Source organism: Campylobacter concisus (assembly GCF_002092855.1).
Lineage (GTDB): Bacteria > Campylobacterota > Campylobacteria > Campylobacterales > Campylobacteraceae > Campylobacter_A > Campylobacter_A concisus_AI.
In genome coordinates, this window is sequence record NZ_LVLC01000001.1 from 320296 (window position 1) to 344917 (window position 24622).

The 24622-nt window shown below is 37.1% G+C and carries 27 protein-coding genes; 5 read left to right on the plus strand and 22 right to left on the minus strand.

Going from position 1 to position 24622, the window contains the following annotated elements; genetic code table 11:
- The first annotated feature begins 8 nt into the window (after positions 1 to 8).
- The 3 genes from A3223_RS01600 to ftsZ are packed head-to-tail and all read left to right on the plus strand — an operon-like array spanning position 9 to position 4054.
- Positions 9 to 1466 carry a peptidylprolyl isomerase gene (locus tag A3223_RS01600; RefSeq protein ID WP_084108234.1) on the plus strand — a complete coding sequence of 486 codons (1458 nt, stop codon included), beginning with the start codon at positions 9 to 11 and terminating at the stop codon, positions 1464 to 1466.
- A gap of 6 nt (positions 1467 to 1472) precedes the next feature.
- On the plus strand, positions 1473 to 2900 hold the full coding sequence (ftsA, locus tag A3223_RS01605; protein ID WP_084108237.1) for a cell division protein FtsA: 1428 nt from the start codon (positions 1473 to 1475) through the stop codon (positions 2898 to 2900).
- Between the two features lie 14 nt (positions 2901 to 2914).
- Positions 2915 to 4054: a cell division protein FtsZ gene (ftsZ, locus tag A3223_RS01610; RefSeq protein ID WP_084108239.1), complete on the plus strand. Its 1140-nt coding sequence runs from the start codon at positions 2915 to 2917 to the stop codon at positions 4052 to 4054.
- Between the two features lie 89 nt (positions 4055 to 4143).
- Here the strand turns inward: ftsZ and A3223_RS01615 are convergent, their stop codons facing one another.
- From A3223_RS01615 to rpmH, 16 genes are all read right to left on the minus strand, one after another.
- Positions 4144 to 4437: a metal-sulfur cluster assembly factor gene (locus A3223_RS01615; protein ID WP_021091019.1), complete on the minus strand. Its 294-nt coding sequence runs from the start codon at positions 4435 to 4437 to the stop codon at positions 4144 to 4146.
- Positions 4438 to 4440: 3 nt separating this feature from the next.
- Complete coding sequence (locus tag A3223_RS01620) at positions 4441 to 5631, minus strand: peptidase M50 (protein WP_084108242.1); 1191 nt, start codon at positions 5629 to 5631, stop codon at positions 4441 to 4443.
- A gap of 1 nt (position 5632) precedes the next feature.
- Positions 5633 to 5971 (minus strand): hypothetical protein, encoded by a 339-nt coding sequence (locus tag A3223_RS01625; protein WP_054196468.1) that lies wholly within the window; start codon positions 5969 to 5971, stop codon positions 5633 to 5635.
- 73 nt (positions 5972 to 6044) lie between these two features.
- On the minus strand, positions 6045 to 7085 hold the full coding sequence (msrB, locus tag A3223_RS01630; RefSeq protein WP_084108245.1) for a peptide-methionine (R)-S-oxide reductase MsrB: 1041 nt from the start codon (positions 7083 to 7085) through the stop codon (positions 6045 to 6047).
- 80 nt (positions 7086 to 7165) lie between these two features.
- On the minus strand, positions 7166 to 8698 hold the full coding sequence (gene purH / locus A3223_RS01635; protein ID WP_084108247.1) for a bifunctional phosphoribosylaminoimidazolecarboxamide formyltransferase/IMP cyclohydrolase: 1533 nt from the start codon (positions 8696 to 8698) through the stop codon (positions 7166 to 7168).
- 21 nt (positions 8699 to 8719) lie between these two features.
- Positions 8720 to 9292 carry a hypothetical protein gene (locus tag A3223_RS01640; protein WP_084108250.1) on the minus strand — a complete coding sequence of 191 codons (573 nt, stop codon included), beginning with the start codon at positions 9290 to 9292 and terminating at the stop codon, positions 8720 to 8722.
- On the minus strand, positions 9293 to 10027 hold the full coding sequence (locus A3223_RS01645) for a TerB family tellurite resistance protein (protein ID WP_084108252.1): 735 nt from the start codon (positions 10025 to 10027) through the stop codon (positions 9293 to 9295).
- Position 10028: 1 nt separating this feature from the next.
- Positions 10029 to 11090, minus strand: a complete 1062-nt coding sequence (locus tag A3223_RS01650; RefSeq protein ID WP_021090859.1) for an SDH family Clp fold serine proteinase — start codon at positions 11088 to 11090, stop codon at positions 10029 to 10031.
- Between the two features lie 3 nt (positions 11091 to 11093).
- Positions 11094 to 13283: a phosphoribosylformylglycinamidine synthase subunit PurL gene (purL, locus tag A3223_RS01655; protein WP_084108254.1), complete on the minus strand. Its 2190-nt coding sequence runs from the start codon at positions 13281 to 13283 to the stop codon at positions 11094 to 11096.
- Between the two features lie 271 nt (positions 13284 to 13554).
- Complete coding sequence (locus A3223_RS01660; protein WP_084108256.1) at positions 13555 to 14142, minus strand: NAD(P)H-dependent oxidoreductase; 588 nt, start codon at positions 14140 to 14142, stop codon at positions 13555 to 13557.
- A gap of 42 nt (positions 14143 to 14184) precedes the next feature.
- Positions 14185 to 15510 carry a tRNA uridine-5-carboxymethylaminomethyl(34) synthesis GTPase MnmE gene (gene mnmE, locus A3223_RS01665; RefSeq protein ID WP_084108258.1) on the minus strand — a complete coding sequence of 442 codons (1326 nt, stop codon included), beginning with the start codon at positions 15508 to 15510 and terminating at the stop codon, positions 14185 to 14187.
- Complete coding sequence (locus A3223_RS01670; protein ID WP_084108260.1) at positions 15507 to 16568, minus strand: Jag N-terminal domain-containing protein; 1062 nt, start codon at positions 16566 to 16568, stop codon at positions 15507 to 15509. Before A3223_RS01670 ends, mnmE begins: the two co-directional genes overlap by 4 nt.
- Positions 16568 to 18121: a membrane protein insertase YidC gene (gene yidC / locus A3223_RS01675; protein WP_084108262.1), complete on the minus strand. Its 1554-nt coding sequence runs from the start codon at positions 18119 to 18121 to the stop codon at positions 16568 to 16570. The genes A3223_RS01670 and yidC overlap by 1 nt, the downstream gene beginning before the upstream one ends.
- Before the next feature lies 1 nt (position 18122).
- Positions 18123 to 18464 (minus strand): membrane protein insertion efficiency factor YidD, encoded by a 342-nt coding sequence (gene yidD / locus A3223_RS01680; RefSeq protein ID WP_084108264.1) that lies wholly within the window; start codon positions 18462 to 18464, stop codon positions 18123 to 18125.
- On the minus strand, positions 18461 to 18796 hold the full coding sequence (gene rnpA / locus A3223_RS01685) for a ribonuclease P protein component (RefSeq protein WP_072594909.1): 336 nt from the start codon (positions 18794 to 18796) through the stop codon (positions 18461 to 18463). The genes yidD and rnpA overlap by 4 nt, the downstream gene beginning before the upstream one ends.
- Positions 18784 to 18918 carry a 50S ribosomal protein L34 gene (gene rpmH, locus A3223_RS01690; RefSeq protein WP_002940373.1) on the minus strand — a complete coding sequence of 45 codons (135 nt, stop codon included), beginning with the start codon at positions 18916 to 18918 and terminating at the stop codon, positions 18784 to 18786. Before rpmH ends, rnpA begins: the two co-directional genes overlap by 13 nt.
- A gap of 122 nt (positions 18919 to 19040) precedes the next feature.
- Between rpmH and A3223_RS01695 the strand changes: the two genes are divergently transcribed.
- Complete coding sequence (locus tag A3223_RS01695) at positions 19041 to 19694, plus strand: uracil-DNA glycosylase (protein ID WP_084041496.1); 654 nt, start codon at positions 19041 to 19043, stop codon at positions 19692 to 19694.
- The gene (locus A3223_RS01700; protein WP_084108266.1) at positions 19691 to 20941 is read left to right on the plus strand and encodes a hypothetical protein; all 1251 of its coding nucleotides are present in this window, start codon (positions 19691 to 19693) and stop codon (positions 20939 to 20941) included. Before A3223_RS01695 ends, A3223_RS01700 begins: the two co-directional genes overlap by 4 nt.
- Before the next feature lie 43 nt (positions 20942 to 20984).
- On the opposite strand, the gene A3223_RS01705 is transcribed toward A3223_RS01700, so the two are convergent.
- The 6 genes from A3223_RS01705 to A3223_RS01725 all read right to left on the minus strand — a co-directional run bounded on the left by A3223_RS01705 (position 20985) and on the right by A3223_RS01725 (position 24618).
- Positions 20985 to 21374 carry a YbgC/FadM family acyl-CoA thioesterase gene (locus tag A3223_RS01705; RefSeq protein WP_072594906.1) on the minus strand — a complete coding sequence of 130 codons (390 nt, stop codon included), beginning with the start codon at positions 21372 to 21374 and terminating at the stop codon, positions 20985 to 20987.
- Between the two features lie 9 nt (positions 21375 to 21383).
- On the minus strand, positions 21384 to 21536 hold the full coding sequence (locus A3223_RS09580) for a hypothetical protein (RefSeq protein ID WP_180378680.1): 153 nt from the start codon (positions 21534 to 21536) through the stop codon (positions 21384 to 21386).
- A 10-nt stretch (positions 21537 to 21546) separates the two neighbouring features.
- The gene (locus A3223_RS01710) at positions 21547 to 22740 is read right to left on the minus strand and encodes a Cj0814 family flagellar-dependent secreted protein (protein ID WP_084108268.1); all 1194 of its coding nucleotides are present in this window, start codon (positions 22738 to 22740) and stop codon (positions 21547 to 21549) included.
- Between the two features lie 115 nt (positions 22741 to 22855).
- A complete protein-coding gene (locus A3223_RS01715) occupies positions 22856 to 23380 on the minus strand; it encodes a threonine/serine exporter family protein (protein ID WP_084108270.1) in 525 nt (174 codons plus the stop codon).
- Positions 23373 to 24155 carry a threonine/serine exporter family protein gene (locus A3223_RS01720; protein WP_084108272.1) on the minus strand — a complete coding sequence of 261 codons (783 nt, stop codon included), beginning with the start codon at positions 24153 to 24155 and terminating at the stop codon, positions 23373 to 23375. Before A3223_RS01720 ends, A3223_RS01715 begins: the two co-directional genes overlap by 8 nt.
- Entirely contained in the window at positions 24139 to 24618 is a 480-nt protein-coding gene (locus A3223_RS01725) for a DUF4149 domain-containing protein (protein WP_084108274.1), read from the minus strand. The genes A3223_RS01720 and A3223_RS01725 overlap by 17 nt, the downstream gene beginning before the upstream one ends.
- Between the last annotated feature and the right edge of the window lie 4 nt (positions 24619 to 24622).

Genomic DNA, 24622 nt, shown 5'->3' on the forward strand with positions numbered 1-24622 from the left:
AAAATTTAATGTTGTCTTGGATGCAAAAACATAAAAAATACCTAGTTGTTACCATTTGGGTAAGTACAATAGCCTTTGTTGGAGCAGGCTTTGTAGGCTGGGGAGCATATGATTTAAACAGCAATCGAGCCACTTCGGTAGCAAAAGTAGGACACAGAAATATAAGCATTCAAGAACTACAACAAAAATACGATAATTTGTATCAATACTACAATAATCTTTTTGATGGTAAATTAACACAAGAAAAGGCCAATGAGTTAGGCTTACAAAATGCTGCACTTCAGGCTATAATTCAAGAGAATTTACTATTAAATTTTGCAGACGATATAGGTCTTAGTGTTAGTAAAGATGATATTTTAAAATATATAATCGCTGATCCAACATTTCAAAAAGATGGTGCTTTTGATAAAAATTTATACTACGATATTTTAAGAAGAGCTAGAATAAATCCAACTGATTTTGAAGAAAATTTAAAACTAACAATACTACTTGATAAGCTTAGAACTATTTTAAATTTACCAGCTAGCAAAGAAGACATTGCAATGATGGAAGCAAGCTTTTTTATGCAAGACAAATTAGCAATACAGATAATAAATGCTAATCAAAGCGATATAAAAATAGATGAAAAAGAGCTAAAGAATCTTTGGGAAACAAATAAAAACAACTATATGACAAAGACTATATACGGTCTAGAAACATACTTTATAGAGTCAAATAAAAATGATGTAAATCAAACTACTTTGAGTGACTACTATAACGAAAACAAGGAGAGATACAAAGGCTCTGATGATAAAATCAAATCATTTGACGAAGTAAAGACTGAAGTTGTCAAAGACTACAATATTGAGAAAAGTAAGACCGATGCTTTAAAAAAATATACCTCTATCAAAAAAGCTGAGCTTGCAACAAATGAATTTGTTAGTATAAATGAAGATAATGCGACATTCTCGCTCGATGAAATAAAAGGGGCAAAAGTTGGTGAGGTGATAAAACCGTTTACATATAAAGATGGATATTTGATAGTTAGAGTAAAAAGTATAACTCCTCCACAACCTATGAGCTTTGAGCAAGCAAGAGCAATGGTGCTTGAAATTTACAAAGATAAAAAGAAAAAAGAAAACTTAACAACCATAGCAAAAGAGTCTTTACAAAATTTCAAAGGAACTGATATAGGCTTTATCAGTAGAGATATAAATAGCTCTATCTCAGGACTAAATGAAAGCGAAACTAGAGCTTTTGTTTCTCAACTTTTTGAAACTAACAACAAAAAAGATTATGTTATATTAGAAGATAAGGCCGTTATATACGACATTTTGGAACAAAGGTTGCTTGTAGATAATATAGATAATAACTATAAGCAAATAACACAGCAAAACGTTACAATGCTTAAAAATAATGAGTTAATAAAAGATTTAACAAACAAACTTAAAAAATACTATGAAATTAAAGAATATATCAAAAGGTAATTTATCTTGAGTACAAAAATTTTAGGTATAGATATCGGCTCTTTCCAGATTTGTGCAGTAATAGCACAACATGATGAAAACGGTATTAAGATAATTGGAATTGGAACTGAAAAAACGCAGGGAATAAGAAAAGGCGTTATAACCAATATTGAGCAAGCTGCAAAGTCAATAAAAAATGCATTGATAGAAGCACAAAGAGTTGCAGGAACACGCTATGAAAAAGTTATAGTTTCTATTTCTGGTGCGTATACAAAAAGTGTTGATAGTAGTGGTGTAGTGAATATACCAAATCATGAAATAGGTATAAAAGAGATCGAACGTGCTATGCAAATGGCCGATCATACAGCCGATATACCTCATGAATATGAAAAACTACATGTTCTTCCTTATAACTTTAAAGTAGATGGACAAGAACATATTGAAGATCCAATAGGCATGAATGGTAGTAGACTAGAAGTTCAAACACATATTGTTACAGTACAAAAGTCATCTATTAGCAACCTAAGAAAAGCTGTAAATTTAGCAGGCGTTCAACTAGATAACATAGTCCTTTCAGGATATGCTTCTGCAATAGCAACATTAACAAAAGATGAGAAAGAACTTGGTGCTGCACTTGTTGATATGGGTGGTGCGACTTGTAATCTTGTAGTGCATTCTGGAAATTCTATAAGATACAATGAATTTTTACCTGTTGGCTCAGCAAACATTACAAATGATCTTTCTATGGCTCTGCATACACCTCTTCCAAAGGCAGAAGAGATAAAATTAGGTTATGGTGCTTTAATAAATAAGTCAGTTGATTTAATAGAGCTCCCGATCCTTGGAGATGAAACAAAAAGCCACGAAGTTTCACTAGACATAATATCAAATGTTATATATGCCAGAGCAGAAGAAACTCTTATGGTACTTGCTAAGATGCTAGAAGATAGCGGCTATAAAGATAGCATTGGTGCTGGAATAATACTTACTGGCGGCATGACTAAGCTAGAAGGTATTAGGGATCTTGCATCTGCGATATTTGATAAAATGCCAGTTCGTATAGCAAAACCAAAAGAAATGGATGGATTATTTGAAATTTTAAGAGATCCAGCAAATTCTTGTGCTATAGGACTTTGTTTATATGGTGCTGGCAACTTTAGCCCATACGAGATTGATTCTGAGAAAAAAATGAGATACCAAGGGGAAATAGCCTCAAAACCAAAAGCAAATTTTAGAAATGTTTTTGTAGAAGAAGAAAATGTACGAAATTTTGGACAAGAGGTGCAGGATCCAAATGAAAAAGAGGATAGTTTTTCTGATAAAGATTTTGAATTAGAGATAGCAAATAAATCAAAAAATAAAGAAGAGCTTGCCAATATTGCAGATATTAGCAAACAAGAAAAAAAGCCAAATGCTTTTGCAAAATTTTGGTATAGTATTACACAATTATTTTAAGGAGAATTTCAAAAATGAGTAGCTTCACAGTAGAAGAAAATAAAAGCATCTATGGTGCAAAGATAAAGGTCGTAGGTGTAGGTGGAGGTGGTGGCAATATGGTCAACCATATAATAAGAGTTAATCCGAATTTAAATATAGATCTTATTGTTGCCAATACAGATGCTAAGGCTCTTGAAAATTCTCTTGCACATACGAAAATTCAACTAGGTGAGAAAACAACAAAAGGTCTAGGTGCAGGCATGAGACCTGAAATAGGAAAAGCTGCTGCTGAAGAGAGCTACGATGAAGTAAAAAGTGCACTTGAGACATCAGATATAGTTTTTATCGGTACAGGACTTGGTGGTGGAACTGGTACAGGTGCTGCTCCAGTAGTTGCTCAAGCTGCAAAAGATATTGGCGCACTAACAGTTGCGGTTGTTACTATGCCTTTTATGTTCGAAGGAAAAAAACGTAGAAAACTGGCTGATTGTGGTCTTGAAGAGCTCAGAAAAGAAAGCGATTCTATTGTTGTCATTCCAAATGATAAGCTCCTAACATTAATTGATAAAAATGCTGGCATAAAAGAAAGCTTTGAAATGGTTGATGAAGTACTTGCAAGAGCCGTCAATGGTATGAGCACGATCGTGCTTGATTCAGGAAAAAGCGATATAAATCTAGACTTTGCAGATGTTAGAACGATTATGAGCCATAGAGGACTAGCTTTAATGGGTGTTGGCGAAGCAAGTGGCGAAGATGCAGCACAAGAAGCTATAAAAAATGCTATACAATCACCACTTCTTGATAATATGACAATAAATGGCGCATTTGGTATTTTAGTTCATTTTAGAATAAGCCCTAGTTGCCCACTAGCTGATATCAATAATGCGATGAGCATTATTCATGAGGCAGCAGATGAAGATGCTGAAATTATATTTGGTACAACAACTGATGACAAAATAGAAGATAATAAGGTTGAAGTTACAATAATAGCCACAGGTTTTCAAAGCTCACAAAAAGAAACTGAAAAAAAAGATGAAGTGCAAACTTCTAATGTAAACGATATCATAAAAAAAGAACGTATATTAAGACTTAAAAAAGTTAGTGGTGGATATGACGAAGACTATATGTCACAGCTTGATGTGCCATCATTTATGCGTCATCAAATGGACTAACAAAAAACAAACTCCTTAAAATTTCTAGAGAGCTTTTGCTCTCTAGCTTATTAGAAATTTACAAACTTTCAAATCTAAAAACTTAAAATTTAAACTCCAAGTTGGGCTTTTACAAAATCGCTTGCCATTTGTATATTCCACTCAGGCTCCCAGACAAGATCGATCTCACACTCTTTGACACCTTCTATATCAAGCACGGCAGTTTCTACCCAGCCAAGTATCATTTCGTGCAGTGGGCAAGATTTAGTTGAAAGCGTCATAGTAACTTTTGCTTTGCCATTTTCATCGCAGCTCGCATCATATATAAGCCCAAGCGAAACGATATCAAAGCCAACTTCTGGATCAACGATATTTGACAGTGCGTTATAAATTTTTTCTTTCATTTTTTATCCTTTAAAACCAGTAAATCTAAAAATATTTATTATATTTATCGATAGCAAAACTATACTAAGAGCTATAAAAATCATACCTGCTTGCACTAAAATTTCTAGTTCAAAGCAAGTTGAGAGAAAATAGCAAAGAAGCGAGATAGCATTAAAAGCTATACCAAAATAAGCTATCTTTTTTAGTATCATGGCATCAAGAAGTGGCACTTTTACCTTTCCGACAAAAGGTGCTACGTAGTGATACCATATTAGAAATGGTGCGATCTTGTAAAGATGAGCTACGATAAAAGCAAATAAAAAGCCATATATTAAAAAATATGCAGCTAAATTTAATTTGCCCAAAGCTATAAAAATAGCAGCACCAAGCAAAGCCACCAATGAAAGCACGATATTTACATTCCAGTAATCATACGCCTTTCTAACACGCTTTTTTAAAATATAAAATGCTTGAGCTATAAAAAGTAAAGCCGCCACGCATATTGACAAAACAGACAAATTTTCATTAAAAGCTAGTAAGATACCACCCAAAATATAGCATGCTAGTGAGGCCTTGCTAAGTGTAAATTTTAGATCGTGAGCCAATGCAAACATAGGCAAGAGTACGCTAGCAGCTCCAAGTATCACAAGAAATACAAATCCCAGCACAAAATAGACGTGAAATTTTAGCGTCATCTCAAAATCAAGCATCAGCGTGCCACTAAGTATCATAAGCAAGCAAAAACCAAGCGTTATTCCAATTACCAAAAAGATAGCTGAAACAAAAAGCGTAAAGGCCGCAAAGCTCTTTTTTTCATTATCCATAAAGCTTAATGCGTAAGTCGTAGCAAAAAAGGCAAGTGAGCAAAAAAGCAAAACTCCACTAATTTGTAAAATTTTAGCTTCAGCAAATAACATCCCGTAGCACATGCTCAGCAATGATAGACAAAAAATAGCCAAATTTAAAATAGCACCTTTTGCTGTAAAAAACGGCTTTTCTAAGATGACTGAGGTTAGCTGATAGAGTGCTCCGATAATAATACTCATAACAAAGCCAACAAAAAATATATGCAAAAAACCAGCTGTATTTAGTGAGCTGATAGCATCAAAATCTGCATAAAAAAATGCTGGCACACTTAATGCTAAAAAGAAAATTCCAGCAATAAAATATCCACCGACTAACTTAAATGGTGGTGCGTAAGTATTTAAAAGCATCTTAGTGGCAAAGACTCATATCTACGTCTTCTATGTTTGCACCGTCTTTTAGGCTAAAAATCATCTTTACTGCCCCACCATCTATATCTTCACGCTCTATGTCAAAGCTCTTATCTATCTTTGGTATAAGACCGGCTGGAAATTTATGATTTAGCATCATAATTTTTGTGTTTTTATCAGCAAATTTAATAGCGATTAATGCATTGACCATTGGCTCTGGCGGCACGCAAGGACGTGAGTCAAAGCCAACAAAATTTACACCATTTTCATTAAATTTATAAAATGGCACGGTTGCACCATCGACATTAAACTGCTCCGCATTTTTAAAAAAATCACTCATTTTTTCTCCTTTTAATTTTGGAGAATTATACTCTGATTAAACTTTTTAAACTATTGATTTGCTTCAACAAAAGCTATTTTACATAAGGTATAAATTCCTCGTATCCCAGCCTTGCCATATCTTCAAGCGGTATAAATTTAAGGCTCGCACCGTTTATGCAATATCTTAGCCCACCCTTATCGCTTGGGCCATCGTCAAAAACATGCCCAAGGTGCGCATCGCTATTTTGCGACTTAACTTCGACCCTTTTCATCATAAACGAGTTATCCTCCTTATATGAAAGAGCTGTTGTCGTTATAGGCTTTGTAAAGCTTGGCCAGCCACATCCTGCATCAAATTTATCTGCACTTGAGAAAAGTGGCTTTCCACTCGTTATATCTACATAAATGCCTTTTTGATCAAATTTATCATACTCACTGCTAAATGGCCTCTCAGTTGCAGCTTCTTGCGTCACGGCATACTGCTCGCTACTTAAATTTTTCTTTAGCTCATCTTTACTAAGCGGCTTAAATTTCGCCTCATCGTAAAGCGGTTTATCGGCTAAACCTAGGTCAATGTGACAATATCCAAAAGGATTTTTATCAAGATAGTCTTGATGATACTCTTCGCCTAAGACGAAATTTTTAAGTGGCGCCACCTCAACCACGATCTTATCTTTAAATTTCTTTTGCTCTATTTTCATAAAGCTCTCTATCGTTGGCAGATCACTTTCGCTCACATAGTAAATTCCGCTTCTATACTGCCTACCGACGTCATTGCCTTGTTTATTTAGAGAGGTCGGATCGATTACTCTAAAAAAATGAGCCAAAATTTCAGCCAAAGCGACTCTATTTTCGTCGTATTTTACATAAAGTGTCTCAGCATGATCGCTCTCATGAAGCTCGCGGTAGCTAGTATTTTCGCTCTTACCATTTGCGTAGCCTACCTTTGTATCCACTACGCCAAATATCTTTTTAAAATATCCCTGCATACCCCAAAAGCAACCACCTGCTAGATAAATTTCTTTTAAATTTTGCCCTGCCATCGTCTGCTCCTTTATAAGCTCATCTTTTGCCATCAAATTTAAACCAAAAAACACTGCTGCCATTAAGATAAATTTTAAGATCTTTTTCATTCTATCTCCTTTCATTTTTGAAAGATTATACGAAAATTAAAGTTATAAAGTGTGAAGAAAGGGGCAAGCGCCCCTAAATTTTAGTGTAAAAAGTGTCTAACGCCAGTAAAGTATAGCGACATGCCATGCTCATCAGCAGCCTCTATCACCTCATCATCTCTGATGCTGCCACCTGGTTCGATGACACATTTTACGCCAACCTTGCTAGCGATATCGATGCTATCTCTAAACGGAAAGAACGCCTCGCTTGCAAGTACGCAACCGCTTAGATCGATCTTTAGTTCTTTTGCCTTTGCCACGGCTGCACGAGCAGCATCAACGCGGCTTGTCATACCCATGCCAATAGCTACCATTGCGCCATCTTTTACATAAACTACGCAGTTGCTCTTCGTTAGTGCAGCCACTTTCCACGCGATCTGGGCATCTTTTAGCTCACTACCAGTTGCAAATTTTTTGCTCATTTGCTTCATATTTTCAAGCTCTTCGTCCTTTACATAGTCTCTTTCTTGAAATACAAATCCACCATCAACGTGCTTAAAGTCAAATTTATCATTTGAGCGAACTAAAAATTTATTGTCTTGAGTGAAAATTTTGATACGTTTTTTAGCTTCAAAGACCTTAAGCGCTGCTTCATCGACATTTGCAGCGATGATGACCTCAACATAAATTTCATTTATCTTTTTAGCAAGCTCCTCATCAAGCGTGCCATTTATCGCCACCACGCCGCCGTATGCTGAGATCGGGTCGCACTTAAGCGCTGCCACGTAGCTCTCTAGTAACGTATCTTTTACCGCAAAGCCGCAAGGATTAGCATGTTTGATGATAGCCACTGCTGGCGCATCCTCAAAGCTAGTTGCAAGCATTAGCGCGCCATTTATGTCGGTCATATTATTAAAACTTGCCTCGCCTTTTAGGGCTCTAAAGTTGTTTGAAAAGAAATAATCAAACTCGTAAAGTGCCCCTTTTTGGTGTGGATTTTCGCCGTATCTCGTGTCAAAAACCTTGCTTCCAACGATAAATCTAGCATCGCCAAAACCACCATTAAATCTATCATTCATATAGTTTGCTATCGTGCTGTCATAAGCCGCTGTGTGCTCGTAAGCCTTTATCATCAGCGATCTTCTAAACTCGTAATCATCACTTTTTTCTCTTAGGCGCTTTAAAATTTCATCGTAGTCAAGCACGCTTGTAACGATAAGCACGTCTTTAAAATTTTTAGCTGCACTTCTTACCATAGCTGGGCCGCCGATATCGATATTTTCGATGATCTCAGCAAAGTCATCGGTCCTGATGGTAGTCTCTTTAAATGGATATAAATTTACGCAAACCAAGTCTATGCCCTCGATGCCATACTCCTTTGCCTGCGCCACGTGCGTAGCGTCGTCACGTTTGTGCAAGATGCCACCATGGATCTTTGGATGAAGCGTCTTTACTCTGCCCTCAAACATCTCAGGCGACGCCGTAAATTCGCTAACTTCAGTCGCTTTGACACCATTTTCTTTTAAAAGCTTAAATGTACCGCCAGTTGAAAGTATCTGCCAGCCAAGCTCTTCTAGCCCCTTTGCAAACTCTACAATGCCCTCTTTATCGCTAACGCTAAGCAATGCTCTCATTTTTTCTCCTTTATTAAATTTTTATCTTTTTGTTAAACACATACCTTTTACAAGCAGAAGCTGCCCCATTTTTATATCCTTTGCGATATTCTTTATCGATAAGGCTTCTAGCGTAACCATAACATTTGCAGCTGCATCTATATAATAGTCTTTTCTCTCTACAAAGTTTTCACGCTTTTGACCAACAATATCAACGCTAAAGGCATAGCTTGAAATTTGATTGCCATCAAAATATCTCGCATCTAATACGCTTAAATTTACAGGTTCCTCTTTCTCAAGTGCCTCGCATATCGGCTTTTTCGAGCTAAATTTCATCACCTTTATGCCGCGATCATACGAAAAGATATACTCACTAATTTCATTTAATTTTTTTGCTTGAACTGACATAATGTCGCTCTTGTTGCCATCTTTATCGATAAATATTATGCTCACATTGCTATCTTTAACATCGTAGTTGCTGATGACTAACTTTTGATCTTGATAAAGCTCACTTTGCGTAAGCTTAAATTTTATCTCTTTTCCATCGACATTTACCACTTTAAAATCATTACAAAAGCCAGCCACCGCTAGCAGCAAAATAATAAATTTCTTCATCTAAACTCCAAATTTCTCTTTTAATCGCCCATAAGCCTCGTTTATCTCCTGAAGCTTTTTAGTTGAGCGTTCGATCACCTCTTTACTCTCTCCCCTGCCCATTAAAATGTCGGGATGATACTGCCTTACAAGCTCTTTATAACGAGCTTTTACCTCTTCAAGACTTGCATTTTTACTAAGCCCTAAAACCTCAAACGCATCTTTTTCTTGGACCATTTCATCGGGATTTGCCTCAAATCTTGAGCCATAAAAGCCATCAAATTTTGAGATGATCTCATCAAGCGTTTCTTTATCAATGCCAAATCCATAAGCGATATTTCTTATAACATCTTGCTCATTTTTGTTAAATTCTCCATCGATGTAGGCTAAATTTAGAAAAAATGTGAGCCTAGCGACGCATATATCGTAGTTTAGATTAAATGCACTCTTGTAGTTTCTAGCGGTTTCATAGGCGTTATCTACATTTTCTTTTTGGCTCTTATAAATCTCTTTTAGATACTCACGCACACCGCTAACGCCGCTAACTTTCTGGCTTAGATCATCTAGCACTTGAGTGATCAGCCTAGCCTCTAGCTCGCTAACTCTGCCGTCACTTTTAGCTACTTTTGCAAGCAGTGAGACTAGAAATTTAGCCTCATCTACATCTGCTTGTTTCTTGCGGTTACTACCTATTTGGACATTCATAAAGAGAAATATCGCACCGCCTAATATCAGTAAAAACAGGACTCCAGACATATTACCACAAGTGATAGATAGTATTTTTTATTTTGCCATTTACTAGTTCGTTTTTACGCCAAGAGCTCTCGTCGTTCATCACATTCCAGCGACGCTCTTCAGGGCGGTAGAACCAGTCTTTATCTATCTGATAATAAATTTGCTTGCCATTTGTTTCGATGATGTTTGCGATATTGTTATCGTGGTAGCTATTTTCATCGTAGTCAGTAAAAGCCCGCTGACCCATCTCAGAGTAAAGTAGCGTTAGCTCTTGAAGCATTTCATTTAGATCATCATCCATCTTTTTTACATGAAGGCCGATCTCATGCGCCTCTCTAAATAGGATTGGATATTCATGAGCTGGATAGTCGCCATTTAGCCTTTCAGAAATTTCTGCGATCTTTTTATCATCATCGATGTGATACCTAAGAAGCTCGGTGCAAATCTTAAGCGATAGTGAGCTAGCACGATCAACTGCACCAAAGACTAGCGGATGAATATACTCATAAAGCGAGTTATAAGGGTTTGTGTCGTTTGGCCTATCTTTGTCTTGCTCTTTCCAAAGCTTAACAACACGACTAAGTTCGTCCATCGAAACGCTCACAAGCTCATTGCCTTTGTTTGTCGGACTAAGCTCGTGTTTGAGTGAAGTATCAACAGGCGTTAGATAGGCAAGTGGGCCCATGACGATCTCATTTGCGCCAAGTGCCATCATGGTAGCAGCTGAGGCGCAGTTTGCAGGTATTAGAGCTATTAAATTTTTGCAGTAATTTCTAAGTGTAGTGATGATCCTAAGAGCGGCGATACCACTTCCGCCGTCACTTTTTATAAAAAGATAGGCAGTATCTATCTTTTTACCCTTTAAAATTTCATACATAGCACTTGCATCGTTACCGCAAACGCTACCAGCGTTTGAATTATAGTAAGTTATCAAAGTAGCGTTTAGTCTTTTTTCGATTGATTTTATTAAATTTTGTGTCTTACTAAAAAGTACTGGCGGCTTTGCTACGCCTCGTTTTTCAACTTGTTCTGTTTCCTTTTGCTCATTTTCAGCCTCAGCGACCTTGCTCTTTTTTAAAGCCATTTCTTAATCCTCTTTTCTAACTATTTTTGCAAACTCATTTAGATAAATTTCTCTTATCTCATCCACGCTCTCATCGATATCATTTAGTTTAAATCTCTTGCCACCACTAACGCCAATCTTTTCAAATTTCACACCAAATTTGGCCGCAAGTGCTTCAAATTTAGCCTCGTCTTTCACTCCTACGACTGCTCTTGAAAAGCTTTCATCAAAGATGAAATTTGGCTCTTTAAATTTTATTTCGCAATTTACGCCGATGTTTGAGATGCTAGCCATTTTTGCTAGCGTGATAGCAAGACCGCCTACGCCTATGCTATTTGCAAACTCTAAATTTTGCTCTTTATTTGCCTCTATCACTAGGTCCCAAAGAGCTCGCTCAACTTTATAATCAACCTCTTTTAGCTTTCCGCCAACCACGTTAAATAGCGCCTTTGCGTAAAGTGAAGCAGCAAATTCCCCGCTTGTCTCGCCAAGCAAGTAAATCGCCCTGCCCTCGCTTAAAAATGTGCTTTTTAGGTTTAAATTTGCATCTTCATTTACACCAACCGTTACGATGGCTGGCGTTGGATAGACGCTTACGCCGTCAGTGTCGTTATAAAGGCTCACATTGCCGCTAACAACTGGTGTATTTAGCTCACGGCAAGCCTCTTTTATACCTTCACATCCCTCTTTAAACTGCCACATAACCTCTGGATTTTGCGGGTTGCCGTAGTTTAGGCAGTCGGTGATCGCAAGTGGCACAGCGCCACTCATCGCTACCTTTCTGCCAGCTGCAGCAACTGCTCTTGCAGCGCCAATTTTTGGATCAACAAAATTTGCTCTAGGATCGCACTGCGCAGCCATAGAGACAGCCTTTTTAGTGCCTTTTACTCTGATGCTTGCAGCGCCTAAGTGCCCTGGCTGTTTTATCGTGTTTGTCTGGATATTTGCGTCGTATTGGTCGTAGATAAAGCTTTTATTTAGCACTTCTGGCTCTTTTAAAAGCTTAAAAAATGCGCTTTTGTTATCAACATTATTTGGGATTTTTAAATTTGCTATCTCATCAAGATATTTTGGACGTGCAACTGGGCGATCAAGCACCGGAGCTGCCTCGCTAAGTGGGCCGATAGGGATTTCGCCTGCAAGCTCACCATGCCAGTAAAGCTGCATCACGCCGCTACTTGTGACCTCGCCGATGATCTCAGCGTCAAGGTCCCACTTTCTAAAAATTTCAAGCACCTTTTGCTCATAGCCTTTTTTGGCACATATTAGCATGCGCTCTTGAGACTCGCTTAGCATTAGCTCATAAGGCGTCATGCCAACTTCACGCATCGGTACGCGCTCTAAATACATCTTCATGCCACTGCCGCTTCTGCCAGCCATCTCGAAACTAGAGCTTGTAAGTCCTGCCGCGCCCATATCTTGGATGCCGATGATGTAGTCTTTTTTAAAGAGCTCCAAGCAAGCTTCCATAAGCAGTTTCTCAGCAAATGGGTCGCCTACTTGCACCGTTGGGCGAAGCGATTTGTTCTCGTCGTTAAAGCTATCGCTCGCCATCACAGCGCCACCAAGTCCGTCTCTACCGGTCTTTGAACCCACGTAAATGACTGGGTTGCCCACACCTTCAGCCTTGCCGTAGAAAATTTCATCACTTTTGCAAAGACCAAGCGCAAAAGCGTTGATTAGGATGTTGCCATTAAAGCTAGGATCAAAGGTAGTTTCGCCACCGATCGTTGGGATACCCATACAGTTGCCATAGTGTCCTATACCAGCGACGCTTCCTTTTAGTAGATATCTATGCTTTTTGGCTAGCTCGCCATCGCCTCTTATCTCGCCAAAACGAAGCGAGTTCATATTCGCAACGACTCTTGCGCCCATCGTAAAGACATCTCTTAAAATTCCACCAACGCCAGTTGCAGCGCCCTGAAACGGCTCGATAAAGCTTGGATGGTTGTGACTCTCCATCTTAAACACAGCAGCAACCCCGTCTCCAACGTCGATGACGCCGGCATTTTCACCAGGTCCTTGGATGACCCAAGGCGCCTTTGTCGGAAAGCCGTTTAGGTATTTTTTGCTTGATTTGTAGCTGCAGTGCTCGCTCCACATCGCTGAAAATATGCCAAGCTCTAGTAAATTTGGCTCGCGTCCTAAAATTTTTAAGATCTCCTCATACTCTTCGTCGCTGATTTTATGTGCTTGTATGGTAGCTTTATCCATTGATGTAACCTTTTAAGAATTTTAAGCCATTTTACAATCTTGCTTATAAAAAGTTACTAAAAAGCCTTTTGAAATTTAGTAGAATAAAGCATTATTGAGAGAAATTTGCCTACTTTGATAAGGCCTTTTTATATTAGCATTTTAAAATTTATGCCAGTGTTTTATTTTAACTAGCATAGCAATAAAAAGTGGCAAAATTTTCAAACCTAGCTCGTAGCTATTTTATTGCCACTTTTATTTATATTTGCAGTTTTGTTTCTATTTTAAATTTCTATTTCGTATTTTTAAAAACTTTTTCAAGATGCGCTTCGTACTCTTTTAGATATCTTGGCACATCTGGCATCTTGATAACATCGTAGCAGACAAAGTATGAAAGTGGCTTCATGCCCAAAAACTCATTTGCCTTTCTGAAATGATAATAAACCCCATCAATCCCACGCGCATCAAAAAACTCATTTGGATCGCTAAATGCCTCAGCTGGGGCATTCCAAGTAAGGCTTAGCATAAAATTCTTGCCATTTAGCAAGCCACCCTTGCCGTAGTTTTTAGTTGGATCGACCCTGTGTCTGCCATCGCTCGTATAAAGCTTGCCATGACCTGCGGTAAAGACCTCATCGATATATTTTTTAACTATCCAAGGCTCACCCATCCACCAAGCTGGCATCTGCCAAACTACTGCGTCCATCCATATAAATTTATCGACTTCAGCCTCTATATCATAGCCATGATCTATTTTGGTTTGCTTTATCTCGTGACCCATTTTTGCGAGCTTCTCGCATGCAAGGTCGTGAAGTGTTTGATTTAGTCTACCATCTGAGTGGGCAAATTTTTTACCACCATTTATAAGTAAAATTTTCATCGTATCTCCTTTAAAAAACGAAAATTTTAACCAAAAAAACTATCATTTTCCTAAACAAAAATGGCTAAACATCTCGTCTAAAATTTCACTTCTCTCAAATGGCTTTGTGATGCTTGCAAGCGCCTTTATCGCACTATTTAGCTCATAAGCAAAAATTTCTAGCTCCTCTTCGCTGAGTCTTAAAAAGGCTCTTTTTAAAGCCTCACTAGCCTCTTTACAGCTTAAAATTTGGCGGTTTGAGCTTAGCATGATCTCATCAGTATCCTGTGTCTTAAGATAAGCTTCAAGCTCTTTTAAAACTATGCTCGTGTCATTTTTTGCTGAAATTTTGATAGCACCCTCTAGCTCTATGTCAAATTTAAATGCAAGATCGCTTTTGTTTAAGATAAAAAAGGCTTTTTTGTTTGAGCTGGAAACGAGTCTAATTATCTCTCTGTCTTGCTCATCACTTGGATTTGAGCAATCAAAGACAGCCAGGATGATGTCAGCTTCGTTTATGGCAGAAATAGAATAGTTTATACCGATTTGCTCGATCTTCCCAGCATCTTTTCTGATGCCAGCGGTATCTATTATACAAACTAGATGTGAGCCGATCTTGAAATTTTCTTCTATCCTGTCCCTAGTAGTGCCCGCTTCGTCGCTAACGATCGCCCTCTCGTATGCCAAAAATGAGTTTAAAATAGAGCTTTTGCCAACATTTGGCTTACCAACGATAGCGATCTTAAAGCCATCTATTAGCCCTCTTCTTTGCTCGCTAAGTGTGGCTATGCGGTCTAGCTTCTCGATATTTTTTAAAAGCATCTGCTTAGTCTGCTCTAGTAAATTTGCTGGCAGATCATCATCAGCATAATCAATCATCGTCTCAACAAAGGCAAGAGTTTTGACCACTTCACTTCTGATCTCGCCTACAAATTTACTAAGATCGCCCTGCATCTGGCGGGTCAAAATTTTAGCAGCGATCTCGCTTTTTGAAGTGATGAGCCCTTGCATAGCCTCAGCCTTAGCTAGATCCATCTTGCCATTTAAAAATGCTCGCTTACTAAACTCACCCGGCATTGCAAGCCTCGCACCAGCTCTTATTAGCTCGTTTAAAATTCTCTCGCTCACCATCACGCCGCCATGAGTTTGAAACTCAACGATATCCTCGCCCGTAAAGCTTGCTGGAGCTTTAAAATATATAACGATGCCCTCGTCTAAAATTTCATCATCAAGGGAGTAGATTTTGGCTAGTTTTGCGTATCTTGGCTCTAAATTTGAAAGTTTAAGAAGTTTTAAAGAGGTGACTAGAGCATCCTTGCCGCTAAGCCTTACGATAGAAACTGAGCCGATGCCATAAGCTGTGGCAAGGGCTGCGATAGTTTCACTCATTTTTTAAAAAAGTCATTTACGACGACAAATTTGCCGTCATTGCCACTTTTTATGCCGACATATTTATCTGGAAATTTTTCGCGGAGCTTCTCAAGTGCGATCTTGACCAAAACCCCGTCAAGTGGCTTCGTTTGGGCTCTACCGCTATTTTGCACACGCTCGATCACGCCATTTAAATATTGATCCATCATCGCTTCTTGATTTTGCAAAAATTGTGCGATCTCAAGACGGATAGCAAGATTATATTTTGAGTTTAGCCAGTTATAAAGCATATAAGATATCGCTTTATATCTATAACCTTCTTTACCTATAAGTAGAGCCGCATCAGCTCCATCAAGCTCTATAAGCACCGTTTCATCGTCAAATTTGCTAACTTCAATTTTACTAATATCAAAACAACTTGCCTTAAAAAGACGGTTCATGCCATCTTTGATCTCAGGTAAAATTTTATCAAAGTCGATTGTTGCTTTTTCTTTTTTTTCTTTTTGTAAAGCTTGAGCCGCACTCTCTTCATCAGTTTGGTTAAAATTTTCAATAATAGAATTATCTAAAATATTTTTAGGAGCATTTTTGCTAGCTTGTGGCTCCTTTATTTCTTTTGCCTCATCAAGTCTCTTTATCACATATCCTGGTTCAGCTTCTTCTTCACTCTTTTGAGCAAATGCATCTTTAGCTAGAGCTTCATTTTTTTCACTTAAATTTGACTTTTCATTTTTATGTTCTTTTTGCTCAAATTTAGTTTCGCTTTTTTCATCTCTATGTTTTTTAGGGCCTCGCCTTTTATCACCATGATCGTGTTTTTTAGCTTGCTTTTTATCTTCTTTTATAGCCTCGTTCTCATCATTTTTTTTAATAAAATTTTTATCATTTTTTGGCTTGTGTTGTGGTTTTGGTTGATTTTCTAAATTTGCTTCGATGATCGCACTTCTTTTAAAAAATCCCAAAAAACCACTACTTGGATGCTGTAAAACTTTTATATCAAGCTGAGTTACTGAGCAGTTAAGTTGCTCAGCTGCCTTTTGAAATGCCTCTTGAAGGGTATTTGCTTCTATTTTCATTAAGCCTTTACCTCCGTAGCTTTTTTATGTTTTTCAAAAAGTTTGTTTACAAATACTTGCTGAACAACCGAGCAAACGTTATTTACAAACCAGTAAAGTGTAAGACCGGCTGGGAATGTCACGAAGAAAAATGTAAATATAAGAGGTAAAAATTTCATCACCTTTTCTTGCATAGGATCAGTAAATGTCGTTGGTGTAAGCTTTTGCTGTAAAAACATCGTAAGACCCATCAAAATAGGTAATACAAAATATGGATCCATTACCGAAAGATCGTGTATCCAAAGTATCCAAGGAGCACCTTTTAGCTCGATCGCATTTAGTAAGACGCGGTAGATCGCAAAAAATACCGGAATCTGGAGCAAGATCGGTAAGCAGCCACCCATCGGATTTGCACCATGCTTTTTATAAAGCTCCATCATATGAACTTGCATTTTTTGCTTATCATCTTTATATTTTGTCTGAAGCTCTTTTACCTTTGGAGCAAGCTCTTTAAGCTTGTTCATGGATAACATACCCTTATATGTAAGCGGGAATAAAACTATCCTTATAACAAGCGTTAGCACAACTATCGCCCAACCCCAGTTGCCAATGTAGTTATGTAAGAAATTCAAAAATGCAAACATCGGTTTTGCTATAAATGTAAACCAACCATACTCAATAACGTCGTTTAGTCTCTCGTCCATTGAGCTTAAAATTTTATGCTCTTTTGGTCCGATATATGCGCCTAATTTTAAATTATCATTTGCCTTTACAAAAAGAATAGGATTATTGTTAGAATCTTTATCTACGGCTACTTCAAATGGCTTTTCAAATGAGTAAAATAGCGTTGTATAATATCTATCAGATGCGGCCGCTATTGTGGTATTTGCATAGTTTTTAACCTCTTTTGCATCGCCATCTTCTATGATATTTAGGCTATCGTCTGTGTTTCTAAGCATAACGCCATGAACTGTGTAGCTATCTATCGCGATATTTGGTCTAAAACCAGGAGTGATGAAATAATCAACATTTTTACTTAAATTTACTTCAACTTCATATCTACCATTTGGGTAAAATTTGATATTTTTTGTGACAGTAACTCCATCCAAATTTTGAGTAAGTTTTATAGTTTTAGGCTCGCTGCTGGCATCTATCTCGCTAGCATCACTGCTATATGCAACCTTAAAAGCATCAGTATTTAAAGTACTATCGTTAAATCTAAGCTCAAGTGGCAATGGATTTTGTGAAACAAGCTCAATTTTGTTACCATCTTCTGTTTTATACTTATCTTCAGTTAGATAGAATTTTGAAATTCTTCCTAGCTTATCTATTTTTGCTTCGTAGCTTTGAGCTTTGATAGTAGCGATTATCTCATTTGAGGCCAAATTTTCATTTGATTCTGGTGTATTTTGATTTATATTTGGAGCTTTATTTTGATCTATTGTTTGAGACATTGTAGTTTGGTTTTGCTCAGGTATCACCCTTTTTGGCATAAAAAAATCATACACTATAAAAAAAACAATAGATAAAAGCGCTGCAAGAAGCAACCTTTTTTGCATAGACATCTGTTCCATTTTATTTTTTTTCCTTTAATTTATCTAATACTTTTACAACATAAAATTTACTATTCTGACAAGGGACAAACCAAAAATTTATATTTCTAGTGTCACTTTTTTGAGATATAAAACATAAGTTAAATTTTTTGTAGATAATTGGGTAGTTTATACCACCTTTAAAAAGCTGATTACATTTTAAAATTCGCATGAAGGTTGCAAAAAAAGCAGAAAAAAAACTATTTGTTTGAAATTCCCAAATCGCGTATTGTGAACAAGTCGGGTAATAGCGACAGCTTTTTGGTAGAAGTATGGAAATATATTTTTGATAAAAAGCGATAGCTTTAATCGCAATTTTTTTCATTTTAAACATCCCATTTTTTTTGTAGACCAACTTAAATTTTTACAAATTTTTTCAAATGAAATTTCTGTAATTCCATTTTTTGCGATCATAATATATGTGCCATCTTTTAATTCACTAGAAATGTTAAAAAAAGCGGCTCTCAAAAGTCTTTTAGCTCTATTTCTAACTACCGCTTTTCCTACTTTTTTACTAGCAACTACTGCTATTTTTTTTTCATTTGTTGGTTTATAAAAAACAATGCAAGCATCACAATGCCACTTGCTAGCCTCTTTATAAACTTGAGAGAATTCTTTTGAGCCGCTTAACGACTCAAAACCAGCTAAGCAGCCAATCTTTTTCTACCTTTGGCACGTCTAGCGTTTATTACCTTGCGGCCATTTTTAGTTTTCATTCTTAAGCGAAAGCCATGAGTGCGTTTTTTAGGGGTTTTATGAGGTTGATAAGTCCTTTTCATTTCTATCCTTAAAGTTAATATAAAAAGTGGGATTTTATCAAAGCAATACTTAAATTCCTTTGAATAACTTAGCTTAAAAAGCCATAACTCAAACTTTAAGCAAATCAAGTTATAATCCAAAAATGAATTTTAATAAAGACAATAGGCTTTTAAAAAAATTATTTTTCTTAAAACTAATTGGCTATAAGTTTATTGATAAAAATTTTCTTAGTCTAAGCAACTATCATGATTACAACAATATTGATGAGCTAAACCGCGAAGTAAAAAAATGTTCTCTTTGTTCTTTGCGAAACAGCTCAAAAGGCGTAACAGCCGGTATCGGCAATGAAAATAGCAAAATCATGTTTATATTATTTTCTAAAAAAAATGATTCTTATGAAAATAACAGTAAAAAATTTTTAGAAAATGCTATAAAAAATAGTTTAAATTTAGATATAAAAGAAATTTATATAAGTTCTCTACTTCGGTGTGAAATTTCACAAAATGATGATAAAAGTCCGATTTTAAGCCGTTCTATTGAACTTTGTCGTCCTTATTTGTTTGAAGAGATTAGACTGATAAAACCAAAGATAATAGTGACTTTAGGTGAAAAAGCTTTTATGCATTTATATCCAAATTTATTGCTAAAAGGCGGATTTTCAAGTATAAGAGGTAGTATTTTAAAAAATGAAAATAGCCTTATTTTACCAACGTTTTCGCCAGAGTGGATCAGCAAAAACCCTAGTTTTGAAAATATTTTTATAGATGATTTAAGAAAGATCAAAGGAGTGATATGAGAAAAATTTTACTTTTTTTAGCCATTTTTTCGACTATTTTTGCATCGCAAGATGAGATAAATTTTGAGAGTAATATTACAAAAAACCAAAGTCTATCAAGCATACCTCCAGCAAAGATTACTTATATAAATTTAGAACCAGAATTTTGTGATAATGCCTGCTTAAATGAGCTTATTAAGTCTGATTTACTGGCTAGCTTTATGGCGAGATTTGAGCCAGCAAAAATAGATGATAACGCTCTTTTAGAGCTTTATATCTCTCTTGGTGGTGAAGCTATTTTAAAAATTAATAAAAGCGGCAAAATCGCTGTAATCATCCCACAAAAGATTATAAAATCTTATGCAAATGTTGTATCAAACGCGGTCTTAAGCTATGTCTTAAAGCAAGATGCGGATATCGAGATCAAATTTATAAATAGCAACGATGAAAGCCCACAAAGTCTTACAAATGCTATGCAAATGGCTAGAGCCCAAGGCTTTAATTATTTTATCGCAGTCCTTACATCAAATGGTGCAAACATTATAAATTCACTAGTTCTATCAAATGAGCTTATCTACATTCCAAGCGTTCATAGCTCTTTTATCATAAATCCAAAGCCAAATTTGATCTTTGGTGGCATTGATTATAAAGAGCAAATTTCAGCTTTGCTAGCTTACTCGAATGAAAAGATAGTTGCATTTGATGATGGCAGTTCATTAGGGCAAAAGCTAAATGAATATGTCCGCATGCAAAGTACCGATTATCATGAAGCCTCTATTGTAGGCAAAGATATAAATTTAAACGACACTTTAAGTAAAAAATCCAAGTTTGATGACGCAAGTATATTTTTAAACATCCCAATCGTCAAAGCTTCTCTTGTAGCAACGCAGATGAGGGGCTTTGAGATAAAGCCTTATGCGCTTTTAAGCACACAGATAAATTTTTTACCAAATATCTTTAATGCCATCGCACAAAGAGATAGACAAAATCTTTTCATCGCGAACTCACTAAATCCTATTAACGACTTGTTTTTAGGACTTGGTGATCTTTTTGATGTAGATTTTAGATATTCGCAAATCGGCTATTCAAGTGCTTTTGGTGCCGAGTATATATATACAAATTTTATAGATAAAAGTGCTGATAGAATTTTTACCGAAAGGGTTGAAAACTCACAAGTTTTATATGGAGTTAAAATTTATAACGCAAAAGGCGACCACTTTGACGAAGCAAATCAAGAAATTTTGCTCGATCAAAATAGCTCGATGTAAAAGCACAAAGTGGCTAAAGTTAAATTTTTAATTTAGCCACGATCTAAAATTTAGAATTCTCCAAAAATTTCTTTATCTCGTCATTTATCTTAGCAAGCTTTTCTTCTTTCATGAAAGCTAAAGTAATTGTTGCTCTAAAAAGTAGTTTTTCGGCATTTTTGTCATCAAATTTATAAATTTCTTGCTCTAAAACAATACTTGCTTTTTTAATCTCCAATACCTTGCTTCGCACAAAAATTTCATCTCCAAGTACGGCAGAAGCGATAAATTTAGCCTCAAGCGATGAAACTACAAAGTATCCACCCTCTTTTGTGAAATTTAATCCAGCCTGAAAAAATGCTTCACTCCTAGCTCGCTCACAAAATTTAATGTAGTTTGTATGATAAACTATGCCACCAGCATCGGTATCTTCGTAGTAGATTCGTATTTTCACGGTATTTCCTTAGACTTTTACATTAAGCCCAATTTTACTGAATTTTCTTAAAAGCCCCATTATATACGCCTCTTTTTCCTCGTGAGCTTTTAAATTTCGCCCATGAGCGCTACTAAAATCATAATTTACGTTTGCGCTAAATCCGTTTATGCCACTTACCATATTAATCCTTTTAAGCCTTTATATCCACGCTCTTAGCGTTAAATTTAATCATCGCCTCAAGTTCTTCTAAATTTTTTCTAGTATTTTGCTCTATCTCTTTGTCGTATTTTCTGTTTTTATCCAGCATCTTTTGTGTTCGCTTTTCTTGCTCGATTAGCTTTTCTAGGCGTTTTTGCGCCTCTTTCATATCCTCTTGCATTATTTCAAAAAGGCTTTTTGATTCTTTGCCGTCAGAAGTTATGTTAGAGTTGCCGCTTAAGGCAGTGCTACCGGGCAAAAGCGACTCTTGCATTTTTTGAAACGTTAGTACATATTCTCGGTAATCCTTGCTAAGCCCGTCAAGCTCGCTTCCTTTGATGCCGTAGATGTTGCGTGAATCAATAAAGGCGTCCAGCTTTTGTCTGTATTCTTTGCCGCTTATGTTTTTGTCATAACCTTGCATTTTACCCCAAACCGTAGTTTCGCCTTCTCGTACGTCTAAATTTGAGTTTATTACGGCTGCTATCAAGCCTCCTTTGGTTATACTACCGTCAGAGTTAGTGTATCTTTCGCCATGAGGATTTATAAACACGCTCACATTTTCGCTCTCTTTGCCGCCGTTATTGTTATCAAAGATATTGGTTGACGGCTTATATTGCGGCGTTGTTGTAAACGCATGATACGAGCTATTAAAAAATAGCGTTTCCATGTTGGTTTTCCCGGACTTATCGTCAAAGGCGCTACGTGCCGACGCATAGTCGTAGATGTTTTTATTTACTTTAGTTACTTTTAGACTTGATTTCTCGTATTCGTATCCTTGAGGAAATTTGGCAAGGTCTTCTTTAGTAAAGCTCTCTTTTGAATTTAGTAGCTCGTCGCCCGCTACTTGGGAGAGAATTTTATATGCATTGCCGACGGTTTTTGCTATGTCAATTTTTGAAAACATTTTATTAAATGCAATAGCCTTATCATTTACGTTCACGAGCGATTTTAAGGTATCTGAGTGGATTTTGTAGTCCTTCGGGATACCTGCGGCTTCGTTAAATTCGGACGTAAAATATCCGTCCGCACCTACTTTATAGCCTAAAACTTCGTTAAATTTGTGCTCGACTGTGTCAGGCTGCGAGATTTCATTTTTATATATGATTTGACTCTTTATGCTATCTTTTTCATTTAGCTGAAAATTTTTAGCGATGCTAGAAAATCTACCGATACCGCTTAACATCACAAATCCTTTTGAAATTTAGTTTTAAGCTACATCGGCAAAATTGAAAAAATATCTAGTAAAAATAATAAAAACTATCAAAAAGCCATATAAATTTCTATGCCAAAAGTTAAAATTACTCGTGCGTCTTCATCGTCGCCAGATCGCACTTAGCGCCGCGAGTAATCATCAGCGACTGATCGTAAAATAAAATAAGCACAACCGAAACCCCGACGCCAAGCGCTAACGAGACAGTCGTAGTCGTGATCGCGTTATCGAAAAATATGATTAGATATTCGTTTTTCTTAGCGATATCAGGCTCGTTTAGAAACGAAAATAGCGCCAAGATGCCCTTATACGCGTAAACTCCAGGCACCATCGGCAAAAGTGCGGGAAACGCGATGATCTCAGCGGGCACTTTGAGCCGTTTGGCAAAGAGCATACCTAAAATCCCGCTTAAAAATGATACTATGAGAGTGGCGACGCTGATGTTAAAAAATCCCATCTGCATGATCCAAAAACGGCTGGCGTGCGCAAACGCCGCAAGCAGCGCACAAAATGCGAGAGTCCTTTTAGGCGGAGAGCTAGCGTAGGCAAAGCCAAGCCCCGCCACTGCCGCAAAAGCGCCGTCTATGAGAGTCGCGGTCAAAAGCTCAAACATGTAAAATCTCCGCGCTACTAAGCGAGAGCGTGATATAGACGCCCACCGCGATGCAAAGTATCAGGATGCCCGTGCTCACGGCCCTGCTGATACCCACAAGCGTGTTGTCGTTTATGATATCAAAGACCGAGTTTATGAGAAAAACGCCCGGCATCAAAAATAGTATCGACGAGCCGATCGCCACGTCGCTAGTATGCGTAAAGCCGTAAAATACGCCAAGATAGGCGATAAAAGAGACGACAAACGAAACTAGGACGTACTGGATTTTTAAATTTACGCCCATTTTAGCAAGCGCAAATCTAAGGCTATATCCCACGAGCGTCGCAAAAAATACGCAAGCTACCGAGCCCATATCACCGCCAAAAAGCTTGCAAAACGCCGCATTTGCAAGGCTGATCAAAATAAGCGAGCTTGCAAATTTATTCGCCCCTATTCGCATGACCCCCTCAAACTGTTCTTTGGCCTCGTCCAAGCTTAAATTTTCATCCAAAATCCGCCAGCTAAGCGACGAAAGCTCGGAAATACGGTTAAAGCTCACATGACCAAACGGGATCTTTTTCACATAGGTTCGGCGCAGGGAGTTGTCGGCCGAGTCCATGACGCTAATGGTAAAATATTTCACGAAAATCGTCACGCTAACGTCGTAGCCGTAGTGTCTAGCTATGCGATCTACGCACTTTTCTACGCGTGCGGTGTAGGTGCCAGCACTCACCATCGCCGTCGTGTATTCGGCTAGAAAATTTGTTAAAACTTGAATATCAGGCTTTGCGTTCATTTTGGCTAATCTTAAATTTCACAAAAAATAAAATAATTTGTAAAACAAGCATGATTTTCATCACATATTCACTCGCACTATGCATTTTGGCAAATTCAGCCGTCTGTGTCGCGTCAACACCCAAATTTTGAGCATAAACTATAAAAGGCGTAAAGAAAAATACAAAGCTAAAAGCTAAGGCTAAATTTAAAAAAGCAAGCATTAACATGCTAAATTTTAGTGAAAAAATAAGCTTTTTTCTAAGATCAAATAGCTCACCAATCATTACAACTATGCTTACAAAAAGCAAAATATAATTAAATTTCAAAAATATCTTTGTCATCATTTGACCACTCATAAAATGCGTAAGTATGCCGTCTCCTATGATGCTTTGTGGGAAAAATATGACTGGCGCCACTAAAATACCAAGCGTTAGCTCAGCTCCTATAAGTACTGCCAAAAGCAAAAAATAAACTCCTCTCAAACTC

Coding starts and splice junctions, on each gene's coding strand:
- A3223_RS01650 (WP_021090859.1), bottom strand. CDS start 11,090: ATGGCTTTAAAAAAGAGCAAGGTCGCTGAGGCTGAAAATGAGCAAAAG.
- purH (WP_084108247.1), bottom strand. CDS start 8,698: ATGAGAGCATTGCTTAGCGTTAGCGATAAAGAGGGCATTGTAGAGTTT.
- purL (WP_084108254.1), bottom strand. CDS start 13,283: ATGGATAAAGCTACCATACAAGCACATAAAATCAGCGACGAAGAGTAT.
- A3223_RS01710 (WP_084108268.1), bottom strand. CDS start 22,740: ATGTTAAGCGGTATCGGTAGATTTTCTAGCATCGCTAAAAATTTTCAG.
- A3223_RS01600 (WP_084108234.1), top strand. CDS start 9: ATGTTGTCTTGGATGCAAAAACATAAAAAATACCTAGTTGTTACCATT.
- A3223_RS01645 (WP_084108252.1), bottom strand. CDS start 10,027: ATGTCTGGAGTCCTGTTTTTACTGATATTAGGCGGTGCGATATTTCTC.
- rpmH (WP_002940373.1), bottom strand. CDS start 18,918: ATGAAAAGGACTTATCAACCTCATAAAACCCCTAAAAAACGCACTCAT.
- A3223_RS01700 (WP_084108266.1), top strand. CDS start 19,691: ATGAGAAAAATTTTACTTTTTTTAGCCATTTTTTCGACTATTTTTGCA.
- A3223_RS01620 (WP_084108242.1), bottom strand. CDS start 5,631: ATGCTTTTAAATACTTACGCACCACCATTTAAGTTAGTCGGTGGATAT.
- msrB (WP_084108245.1), bottom strand. CDS start 7,085: ATGAAAAAGATCTTAAAATTTATCTTAATGGCAGCAGTGTTTTTTGGT.
- yidD (WP_084108264.1), bottom strand. CDS start 18,464: ATGAAAAAAATTGCGATTAAAGCTATCGCTTTTTATCAAAAATATATT.
- A3223_RS01695 (WP_084041496.1), top strand. CDS start 19,041: ATGAATTTTAATAAAGACAATAGGCTTTTAAAAAAATTATTTTTCTTA.
- A3223_RS01640 (WP_084108250.1), bottom strand. CDS start 9,292: ATGAAGAAATTTATTATTTTGCTGCTAGCGGTGGCTGGCTTTTGTAAT.
- A3223_RS01715 (WP_084108270.1), bottom strand. CDS start 23,380: ATGTTTGAGCTTTTGACCGCGACTCTCATAGACGGCGCTTTTGCGGCA.
- A3223_RS01720 (WP_084108272.1), bottom strand. CDS start 24,155: ATGAACGCAAAGCCTGATATTCAAGTTTTAACAAATTTTCTAGCCGAA.
- A3223_RS01625 (WP_054196468.1), bottom strand. CDS start 5,971: ATGAGTGATTTTTTTAAAAATGCGGAGCAGTTTAATGTCGATGGTGCA.
- A3223_RS01670 (WP_084108260.1), bottom strand. CDS start 16,568: ATGAAAATAGAAGCAAATACCCTTCAAGAGGCATTTCAAAAGGCAGCT.
- A3223_RS01615 (WP_021091019.1), bottom strand. CDS start 4,437: ATGAAAGAAAAAATTTATAACGCACTGTCAAATATCGTTGATCCAGAA.
- A3223_RS01660 (WP_084108256.1), bottom strand. CDS start 14,142: ATGAAAATTTTACTTATAAATGGTGGTAAAAAATTTGCCCACTCAGAT.
- mnmE (WP_084108258.1), bottom strand. CDS start 15,510: ATGAGTGAAACTATCGCAGCCCTTGCCACAGCTTATGGCATCGGCTCA.
- yidC (WP_084108262.1), bottom strand. CDS start 18,121: ATGGAACAGATGTCTATGCAAAAAAGGTTGCTTCTTGCAGCGCTTTTA.
- ftsZ (WP_084108239.1), top strand. CDS start 2,915: ATGAGTAGCTTCACAGTAGAAGAAAATAAAAGCATCTATGGTGCAAAG.
- A3223_RS09580 (WP_180378680.1), bottom strand. CDS start 21,536: ATGGTAAGTGGCATAAACGGATTTAGCGCAAACGTAAATTATGATTTT.